This is a genomic window from Candidatus Jidaibacter acanthamoeba, assembly GCF_000815465.1.
In the GTDB taxonomy this organism is placed as follows: Bacteria; Pseudomonadota; Alphaproteobacteria; order Rickettsiales; family Midichloriaceae; genus Jidaibacter; species Jidaibacter acanthamoebae.
On record NZ_JSWE01000238.1, the window covers coordinates 1 to 11,978 of the forward strand.

Below are 11,978 nucleotides of genomic sequence, written 5' to 3' on the forward strand. Positions count from 1 at the left end.
TGATATTAGAAGCTAGAAGAGAAGAAATACTCAAAATAATGAATGGGAAAGATTATAGTTCAAGGGCAGAAAGAGAACTTGAAGATATAGAAAAGCAGATTGAAGAAATTACAAAAGCTTCACTAAAAGGTAAAGATAAACTAAATAGCGAAAGTATGGTTGGAGAAGATGAGCTAAGCCAAGCTATAGACTTATCGACTATGATATTTTCAAAGAAAGAAGGAGATAAAGAAAACTTAACGAGCAGTACTACTGAATTTAAGCTAAGTAGGTTACAGAACCAGATCAATACGGAATGTGCAGCAGTATTAAGCTCAATTTTACCTAGAATACACATAAGAAGTAAAGTTTATACTGAAAGTATATTACAAGTCCCACAGGAAGCTACATTACGTATTATAAGATACTTATCCGCTCAAGATCTTATACAATTATCTCAAGTATCAAAAGAATTTTCAAAGGCAGGGAAACTTAATAAGTATTTAATAATAGAGCAAAGATATGCAGCAGAGTTAAGGAAATTAGTATATGACTATACCTTAACTCCTTGTTTTGAAATAGGTACTAACTTAATAAAAACATATAAAGAGCTTGGAGATTTATATATAGATATAGGAAGAGTATCCAACAAAGCAGAAGATTATACAGATGCAGCAGTATTCTACCAATATGTATTAAGTATGGTAGAGAGAGTAAGAGAGGAGCAAAAAGATACAACTAATCAAAAATTAGATAATTACGAGATTCAGGCATTTGAGCAGTTAGAGGTAATATGGAGAGAGCTTAGTGGGCTAGTGTGTATTTCTATAAATGGGGCAACTAAATTAGTAGAGCAAGAATCTAAAGATAACAGAACTTTTTTAAAGCGATTAAGAGAGAAAGCAGAGCAGAAAGTAAAAGAGATAGATGAAGTATCACTAAAGAAAGAAGAAGCTGAATCAGCATATGAATTAGAAGAATACTTTATAAATGAAACTAGGGGATTATTTGAACATATAGCTGAACAAGTTAAAGGCTTTATAGCAAGAATATTTAAAGAATGTGAAGAAGTGATAGGTAAGCCTCCTTGCAAATATAGTGTTATAGGGCTTGGTTCATTAGCACTGAATCAGTTTACACCCTATTCAGATTTAGAGTTTGCTATACTTACTGGAAATGAAGAATACAAGCATAATAGTGATCCTAAGGTTCAGAATTATTTTAAGAACCTAAGCCACTTAGTACATTTCAAGGTAATTTGTTTAGGAGAAACTATAATACCAACCAGTAAATATAGTATTAACTTAGAGAGTTTTGTATGTAGAGGGTTTAACTTTGATTTAGGAGGTAAAACACCACTAGGTAGAATAGAAAAAGATAAGGACTATGAGCTGATACAAACCCCTGAAAAGATGGCAAGGTATTTAGATGAGAAGTATAGTCATATAGATAAGAATCTACCATATATATTAGAAGCAAGCTGCTTTATTTATAAGGAAAAAAGTTTATTCATTGATTACAAAAGAAGAGTTACGGAGTTTTTGAATAAGCTTGTTAATGGGTTGCCAAATCGTGAACAAAGGACAGTAAAAAGATTAAAAGAAGGAGTTAAAGAATTTAATCATCTTGATCCATCTAAACCTCCTATATTAGTTAAAGGAGATCTTGATGTTTTTCAGCCCAGGCTATTTGGACAAGAAATAGAGGGTAAACTAGTCGATGTCAAACAAGAAATATATAGGTTACCGGACAGGTATATCTATAGTATAGCAGTTTATTATGGTTTAGAATTTGAAAGCTTATGGGAAGCTATAGAAAAAATGAAGAATGAAGAAATAATTGTTAGTGTTCAGGAAGAAGTTCAGAATCCTAAACATAATCTTCAGTATATTGTAAGCTTTGCTTCAATGCTAAGACTTCGTACCTATATTAACAATAAAGGACAATTTGAGCGAATTTCTATATTGTATTCTGAAGATAGTGAAAAAGAAGTTCAGAATGGAATTAAAAAAACATTTTACTTATCAGAATATAATATAAGTGAACATGGAGGACTTTTAAAGTATTATTATATTTCTGAACCTTTGCATAGATCATTGGCCGATTTCTGTATGAATCAGAAAAGTTTTACTTCTAGTACAAAAAAATTTTTTTTTAATAAAAGATGTTTTTATAATGATAGCCCAAAAGTTAAGGGTTCTGTGTATCTAAGATTATTACAATATAAAAAAGCATTTATTGCTCTCAAGGAAGGAATGAATGAGCAACCGACAGACGCTAGGTTGTTTGATATGCTTGGGCATACATCATACAGACTTGGCATGTATGATGAAGCATATGAATTCTATAGTACAATTCTACATCTTAAAGAGAATATGTATGGAAAAGAGCATATGGAATATGTACTTTCTTTAAATAATATTGCACTAATATTATATGAAAAAGGGAAGTATTCAGAAGCATTGAAGTATCTTAAGCAAGGGTTTTCTATTGTGAAGAAATTGATACAAAAAGAGCATATTTTTTATGCTGCTTTTTTGAACAATATAGCAGAAGTATTAAAAACCCAAGGACAATATACAGAAGCCTTAGGTTATCTCAAGCAGGCATTAAGTATTAGAGAAAAAACAAACGGTAAAGAACATCCTAATTATATTATTTCTTTAAGAAGCTTTGCTTTAATGCTGAAAAAACATGGGAAGTATTCAGAAGCATTGAAGTATCTTAAGCAAGGGTTATTTAGTATAGAAAAAGTATATGGGAAAATACATCCTAAGTATGCTGCGTTTTTAAGTAATATTGCATTAACAGTACATGAACAAGGGCAATATACAGAAGCTTTGGAATATCTTAAGCAGGCACTAGTTATTAGAGAGAAAGTATATGGAAAAGAACATCCTGAGTATGCTAATTCATTTAATGACATTGGTACAGTATTATTTGCCCAAGGACATTATTTAGGTGCTTTAGAAAATTATAAACAAGCATTATTTATAACAGAAAAAGCCCGAGGTAAACAGCATCATAACTATGCTATCTCTTTAAGTAATATAGCCAAAGTAATGTTGGTTCAGGGAAAGTATTTAGATGCTTTAAATGAATTAACTCAGGCATTAAATATTCTGGAAATGGCATATAACAAAGATCATGCTGAATATGCTACAGTTTTAAGTGGTATCGCATCAATAATGTTTGCCCAAGGACGATACGTAGAATCTTTTAAAAAATACAAACAGGCCTTAGGTATTAGAGAGAAGATATATGGGAAAGATCATCCTGATTATGCTGGTTCATTAAATAATGTAGCTTTAGTATTATTGAGCCAAGGTAAATATACTCAAGCTTTAGCACATGAGAGACAAGCTTTAGGTATTAAAGAAAAAGTATATGGAAAAGAACATCCTGAGTATGCTAATTCGTTATATAGTATCGGTACAATATTATTTGCCCAAGGACAATATATAGAAGCCTTGGAATACTTTAAGCAAGCTTTAGGTATTAGAGAGAAGATATATGGAAGAGATCATCCTGATTATGCTATCTCCTTAGGTAGCATTGCTACCATGCTACACACACAGGGGTACTATGCGGAAACTTTAGAATATTATAATAAGGCTTTAGTTATAATAGAGAAAGTATATGGGAAAGACCATCCTGAATATGCTACTTTTTTAAGCGGTATAGCATTTGTATTATATGACCAAGGATTGTACCCAGAGTCATTAAAATACCATAATCAGGCATTAGGCATCAGAGAGAAAGTATATGGAAAAGAACATCCTGAATATGCTACTTCTTTAAGTGGTATAGCTTTAGTATTATATGACCAAGCGTTATATCTAGAATCTTCAGAGTATCATGAGCAAGTATTAAATATTAGAGAGAAAGTATATGGAAAAGAACATCCTGAGTATGCTACTTCTTTAAGTAGTATAGCTTCAATTTTTACTAAGCAAGGAAAATACCAAGAAGCATTAGAGTATCATAATCAGGCATTAATTATCAGAGAGAAAGTATATGGGAAAGACCATCCTGATTATTCTAATTCACTATATAATGTTGGTAATGTGCTAGAAGTTCAAGGAAAGCATAAGCAAGCATTAGAGTATCATAAGCAAGCATTAAATATTAGAGAGAAAGCATATGGGAAAGACCATCCTGATTATTCTAATTCACTATATAATATTGGTAAAATACTTGGTGTTCAAGGAAAGTACGAGGAAGCATTAGAGTATCATAAGCAAGCATTAATTATCAGAGAGAAAGTATATGGAAAAGACCATCCTGATTATGCTAGTTCTTTGAGTGAGATAGCCTCAGTATTAAATGACCAAGGACATTATATGAGTGCTTTAAAATACCATAAACAGGCTTTAGCTATTAGAGAGAAGATATATGGCAAAGAACATCCTAGTTATGCCTTCGCATTAAACATGATAGCTTTTACTTTGAAAAACCTCGGGCAATATACGAAGTCTTTAGAAAATTATAATCAAGCTTTGGCGATAATAGAGAAAGTGCATGGGAGAGAACATCCTGAGTATGCAAGCTCATTAAGTGGTATAGCTTTAATATTATACGATCAAGGATATTATAAGGAGTCTTTAAATAGTTATGACCAGGCTTTAGCGATAATAAAGAAAACATGGGGTATGAATAGTTCTTATCATGTTAGTTGTTTAAATGGTATAGCTGCAATATTAAATGTTCAAGGGCTATATAGAAAATCTTTAAAACATTACAATCAGTCTCTAGCGATAATTGATGAAGTGCATGGAAAAGAGCATCCTTATTATGCTAGTTGTTTAAGTGGTATAGCTTCAATATTTAATGCTCAAGGATTATATATAAAGGCTTTAGAATATTACAAGGAGGTTTTAAGTATTAGAGAGAAAGTGTATGGAAAAGAGCATCCTTATTATGCTAGTTGTTTAAGTAATATAGCTTCGATATTTAATGCCCAAGGATTATATGCAAAGGCTTTAGAATATTATAATAAGGCTTTAGTAAAAATAGAGAAAGTACATGGCAAAGAACATCTTGATTATGTTAATTCTTTAAGCGAAAAAGCTAAGGTACTTGGGACATTAGGTAATTATAATGAAGCTTTAGAAGGGTATAAACAGGCTTCAACCATAGTAGAAAAAGTATGTGGGAAAAACTATCCTTATTATGCCAATTTGTTAAACGGTATAGCTTCAGTATTATATAACCAAGGTCATTATAAAAAAGCTTTAAAAAAACATAATCAGTCATTAGCAATAATAGAGAAAGTACATAGTAAAGAACATCCTTATTATGCTATTTGCTTAAATAATCTAGCTTTAACATTAAAAGCTGGAGGCCATTATAATGAAGCTTTAGAAAAGTATAAACAGGCTCTAAATATCTTAAAAGAAGTATATGGTAAGGAACACTCGGATTATGCTAATTCTTTAAGTGGTATAGCTTCAATTTTAACGGCTAGAAAGCAATATATATATGCTTTATTATATTATAAGCAAGTTTTGACTATAAGAGAAAAAATATATGGAAAAGAACATTCTGATTATGCTAATGGATTAAACAATATTGCTGAAATATTATATTATCAGGGTAAATATTCAGATGCTTTATTATACGATAAGCTGGCCTTAACAATTATTAGGAGGGTATATGGTACAAATCATCCTGATAGTGCTAATTTATTAAATAATACTGCTACAGTATTGTATGCTCTTAAGGAGTATAAAGAAGCTTTCGACTACTATAACCAAGCTTCAATAGTAATAAAGCAAATATATGGCGAAGAACATCCTTATTATGCTAACTCCCTAAGTGGTATGGCTTTAGTATTCAAAGTTATTAATGAATATGAAAAATCCTTATCATATCATAAGCAGGCTCTAGCTATAAGGGAAAGAGTATATGGAAAAGAACATCCTTATTATGCTAGTTCCTTGAGTTATATAGCTTCATTATTATCTTCTCAAAAACAATATGAGGAGGCTTTGGAGTATTTTCAGCAGGTTTTAGTTATTAGAGAGAAAACAATTGGTAAAGAAGATTATGACTATATTAATTCATTAAATAGTTTTGCCACAATTTTATTTTATCAAGGAAAGTTTAATGAAGCATTGAGCAATTATAAGCAGGTATTAAATATTACTGAAAGGGTATATGGTAAGGAGCATGCTCTTTACAGTACTTGTTTTAATAATATCTTAGATGTTTTAGAAGCACAAAAAAAGCAAAATGACAAAATGATTTTAGAAGATGTTAAAGAGGATACATTAGTACGGGATTCAAGCTTTGCTATTCAAGATATGTCTAAAGAAGAAAATATTTACTTACAAATACATGAAATAGTTAAGAGCTTCATCATAGGTGAGCATTGTAAAGAGCTTAAAGAATATATACTCTCAGTTGATATAGGTGAAGCTTTAGATAAGAAGTGGGATGGAATATTATTTAATAATATTAAGAGAGCGGTTGAGGAGTACAATAAGAAAGGTGGGATACTGTCGAGATATGAAGGAGAAGAATTAGTTGAAGCAGTATATGACTTTATCAAACGAAGATTAAAGCAAGAAAGATTTGAAGTTACTGAGAGAGCAAAAAAGCTATGTGAAGATATATTAGAGTGGGAAGCGCAATTTAAAACAATGAAAGAAGGAGCTGTAGAAAGTTTAGGTTCAGCTTCCAAGGAAGATGAAGAGTATAGTAAAAATACCGGGAAGAAATTAAGAGATTTAAGTGCAGCAGGGGATGATAGGAATCTGATTAGTAATGGAGAAGATAGAAAGTATTGGTACAGTGTTACTGACGGATTTAGACTGCTGGTAGTAATAAGAAAAAGTATGTTATGTCCTATCGATACAGTAGGTAAAGAAGAAGAAAGGTATGTTACGCACAGGGAGAATGAGGAAGGCATATTCATAGCTGATCCATACCATTCAGATAATTTTAGAGAATATCTGAGAGATGATATAGCAAGAATAACAGGCAATCATGAAATAGAAGAGTATAACAACGATAGATGGCAATCTATGCCGAGAGTTATAGTGCTACCTATATTATATGGGCTGCATTGGAGAAGTGTAAGGATAGAAATAGATTATGAAAGTAGAGGAAGCAGCATACTATATGACGATCCATATGGTGTGGGGCATTTTCCGAAGCAGGAAATGAAAAGGCTATTGCAAGTAATAAAGGAGCAGATTGGGTTCTTAATAAGAACAGAGCTAAGAAATAAAAGAGTAGAAGTTGGAGCTGAAGAAATAGAGGTTAAGGAGTATGAGAAGAAGATAGATCAGCAAGGGAGTTATGAGAACAGCTATGATTGTGGTGTAATAATATTCAGTAATATAAGGGGTTACAGTAGGAGAGAGATAAGGAATGAAGTATATGCAGAGGCATCGGGAGAAGAGGAAAATAAATATAGCCTAAGTCCAATTACTGCAAATAAGCATGAAGAGGAAGTAGTAAGGATAAGGGCAAGGCATATAAGAGAGTGTGGAGAGATAGCAGGCCTAGAAATAAATACAGATAGATCAGAAGAGATAGAAGAAAGGATAAAGCAAAGCAGCAAGAACAGAGTAGATCGTTTGGCAGGAAATGAATTAAGCATAGGAAAGAAAATAAGTGAGTTACCTTCAGAATATATAGAGATGATATTTAGTATACTAGAGCAGAAGAGAGCATTAGGAAAAGGAGAAAGAGGAGAGTATACAGAGGAAGAGCTAGAAGGATGTTACAAATTACTTTTTAAAGAAACAGAGGATGTAATAAGTTTAGATTGTATAGAGAACTACATAGGAAGAGGGGTAGGCAAAGAAGATGAAGAAGAGCTGGATAATATAGTTTTGTTAAATGCAGAAAAAACATTAAAAAAAATAGAGGGAATAAGAGAAGAAGTAGATAGTTTATATGCTACAGTAGATATAGAAGAATGCTTACATAAAATAAAAGAAGGGTTAAAGTTATGTAATAATGGGATAAATATAGGTAAGTATTATGAGCAAGAATACAAATTATTTTTAAAGTTAGGAGATATATATTCTAGGGGAGAGGATAGACTGGATTACCCCAAGGCAGTAGGGATATATCAGTATGTACTTAATATAATAGATAGATTACCTGATAAGATAAAGAAAGAAGAGCGAAGGAAAGCAGTAGAGAATAAAATAGAGTCAGTAGAAGAAAAGTTTATAAAGCAATTTAACAATAGCAGACAATTACCTGAAGGATATAGCAGTAAAACAAGTTTAGAGGAAATAAAGAAATATAAAGAAAATTTAATTACTTTTAGAGCCCTTATAAAAGATAAACTGACACAAATAGAAGATATGGGGATAAAGGAAGGAGAGGAAGAAATAGAAGAAGAGGGATTAGAAAAGAGGGCGAAGGAAGTAGAGAAGATTTATGGAGAGATAAGAGAGTACTTTATAGGAGAAAATGGGCTAATTAAACGATTACTGAACGATTGTATAAAAGAATTAGGAGGGCTACCTAAGGTAATAGATAAAAAAACAGGAGATGGAAGGGAAGTAGAGTATGTAGTCTTTGGCATTGGATCAATGGCGTTAGGAACCATGACCCCCTGGTCAGATATGGAATGGGGAGTATTGATAGAGGAGGGATTAGAGAGAGAAGAAGAGAGGGTCAAAGAGTATTTTAGGAACTTGACAGTATTAATGTATATTAAGGTAACAAACTTTGGGGAATCTTTACTTACGGTATTCGGAATAAAAGAACTAAACAACTTTAAGCAAAGTGATGGTTCAGATAAAGAGCATAACTGGTTTTATGATAGCATAAGCAGGAGAGGGTTTAGTTTCGACGGGTCACAGTGGCATGCATGTAAATCACCTTTAGGTAGAAAAGGGTATAGGGGGCACAATGATTTTGAACTAATTGGGACGTCACAGGAAATAGCAAATTTCCAAAATGAAGAAGTATTTAAGCTCGATGCCGAATTATCTCAAGCTTTAGGATATCTTACCCTGATATCAGGAGATGAGAGACTAATGTCAAATTATTTTGAAAAGGTAAGAAAATACCAAAGTACTATTCAGCATAAAGCTTTTGAGATTATTAAGAGTGATGAAGAGAAATATAATCCATCACTTTTATTTGAAGCTGTAAGTGATGGTAAGATTCTTGATATTAAAAAGGATGTATATAGATTTCCAGATAGGATACTTGCTGGGTTAGGGAATTGTATTTTAGGAATATATCCATACCAAAATTCATGGGACTTACTTCAAGTATTTAAAAATGAGAGGATAATTTCTAAGGAAGCTTATCTTAACTTATCTATAATGCTTGACATAGCTGTAGAATTAAGATTAAGAAATTATATTGATAATGAAAGCCAAGAGGGAAGATTATTTTTAAAGCAATCACCAAATTTTATATTTGAAAAATATAATTTATTACTCAATGCTTTCTTTTTTAGATCATTTTCATTACACCAAAGCTTAACTGATATTACTTCTTATAAAGCTGTAAAGTTTGTAATGAGCCATTATAGTTTTGGTCTTGATAGATTAAATTTGTTACATATTAAAGGGTTAATAAATCAAAAATTCCTTCGCTATACAGAAGCAGAGATCCAATATAATCAGTTAATGACTTTTTATAAAAGAGATAAATTACGGATAGATTTAACTCCTGATTTAAAAATTATAGTTATTCAAACCTTATTCAGTTTAGGTCATATTTATTATAGGAGAGATAAAATAAACAAAGCTATAGAAAGCTATGTTCAAGCTAAAGAGTTAATAGGAGAGAATAAACCATATTTAGAGTTAGTTTATCATATTTGTATGGGTAACATTCATTTTAAAAGAGAAGAATATGATGATGCTCTACTGGATTATGAAGTTGCATTAAAAAATACCCTAGACTTGTTTGGAGAAAAGAGTATTGAGTATGGCATTATTTTATGCAATGTAGCTAATATCTTCTTTAGAAAGAATCTTTTAAAAAAAGCAGAAAAAATTTACTTAAAGTCATTAGAAGTATTTAAAGGCAATGAGACATATTCTGTATCATGCTTAGTAAACCTAGGAAACATTTATTATAGGCAAAATAATTTTCCTGCTGCATTAAGTAGATATAAGGAAAGCTTAGTGATCAAAGAGAAAAGTTTGTACTCTAAGCATTATTCTATAGCTGGAGTTTTGGTAAATATAGGGAATTGTTGTAGATATATGGAAGACTCACAAGATGCCATTAATTTTTATAACAAGGCTATATGGATTTATGAAAACGGATTTGTTGATGATCAACTACATTATGCAGCAGTATTAAACAATATAGCATGTACCTATAGAGATATAAATAGATATGACATGGCAATAAAACATTGTTTAAAAGCTTTAAGAATTAAAGAAGAAGTTTTAGGAAAAGATAGCTTAGATTATGCTATAAGCTTAAATCTTTTAGGAGATTTATACATAAGTACTGAAGAACATGATAAAGCAGAGGTATGTTTACTTAAGTCTTTAAATACAAAGATAAATAAAAAAGATACCTTAGAAATAGCTCATACTAAAAAAAGTTTAGCCATATTTTACTTTAAACTGAGTCAATTAGAAAAAGTGCTATCGTATGCAGTAGAATGTTACTTCCTATATTTATCGTGTTTAGACGATACCCATAGTTTAGTACAGAACACAAGAATGTTGATTTTATGTGTTGTGAGCAAGATTTTAATAAGTCAGAATAATCAAAGTAATCCAATTAAGGCCCAGAAATACCTTAAGTTACTTATTGAAATGAAGCCAACTGAACAAGAATTACAATCCATTGGATTAGATGAGCAATTAATAGTATCAAATTTACAGTTTTCATCCGATATACTTAACAATGGTAATTATACACCTGGAAAATTAATAGAAAACCATCAAGTAACAAAAATGCTCACTATCTTAACCGGTAAGCACTTTAAAGCATTTTTAAGAAATGATAAAAGTTGTATTGTTGATGCTGTTTTTAAAGTGGATAAAAAGGAAGATTTGGAAAAATATACACAATATCTATCTGAAAGGTATAATTTACCTTTTATGTTAGAAAGGTCACCTTCTGGTGACTATTTTATAGTATTAAAAGAAGTAAATATTACTGAACAAGCACATCTTATAACAGAGAAGTTTAAAAGAGAAACAATCAAATAACATTTACACTAAATTAAAGGGTATATCGAAATAGAGAATAAGCAGAATAAATTGTGAAAATTAAGACTTAGGTTGAGAATTTTGTTATAGGGGGTCTGTGGAAGAACCCCCATAAATGACGAATCTGGCTTAGCTATGCACTTATGCCGATCAACGTTCCTAATTTTCAAATACTTATATAGGGTTGTTTTTGAAATAGTAAGATGATTGGCTATCTGTTCTGAAGTTAATTCATTATGTTTATATAAGGCCTCTGCAGCACAAGCTTTTTGTAGTGCTTTTTTAGATAACCCAGGAGGGCGACCACCCATACGGCCTCTTGCACGAGACCATTCAAAAGCTGGGGGTGAGTACACGAAGATTGAATTTTAATGGAAAGTTTAGTAAATTTGCCTTAATTATAAGGAATGATAATAGCATAAAGATAAAAGGATTTTGGCTTCCTAATTTCAGAAAAATACTTAGTAAGTTAAAATGGCCCAAGAGATATACCAATTATATGTTAGGCTCAAGAAGATCAGCCCAAGAATTTGGAGAAGAATACTAGTAAGTAGTGATACTAGTATTGCAGACTTACATTATTATATACAAATAATTATGGGTTGGGAGGGAATACATTTACACCAATTTATAATACGAGGTAAATCTTATGGGATTTATTATGCAGGTGGAATGGGCTTTAGTGATGATCCCGAGGAAATATATTTAAAAGATTTTGAATTTCACCTAAATGAAAAGTTTATGTATCAATATGATTTTATAGCAAATTGGGAGCATGAAATTAGAGTTGAGAAACTGCTATCAGCTGAACCTAAGAAGCTATATCCAAGGTGTATT

Annotated in this window: 2 protein-coding genes; both read left to right on the plus strand. The window is 31.3% G+C overall.

The window, feature by feature from the left end; genetic code table 11:
* Positions 1-38 precede the first annotated feature (38 nt).
* Positions 39-11,141 carry a tetratricopeptide repeat protein gene (locus NF27_RS10780; RefSeq protein ID WP_161791869.1) on the plus strand — a complete coding sequence of 3,701 codons (11,103 nt, stop codon included), beginning with the start codon at positions 39-41 and terminating at the stop codon, positions 11,139-11,141.
* A 474-nt stretch (positions 11,142-11,615) separates the two neighbouring features.
* Positions 11,616-11,978, plus strand: a 363-nt coding sequence (locus NF27_RS10790) for a plasmid pRiA4b ORF-3 family protein (protein ID WP_161791870.1), incomplete at its 3' end; no start/stop codon positions are given.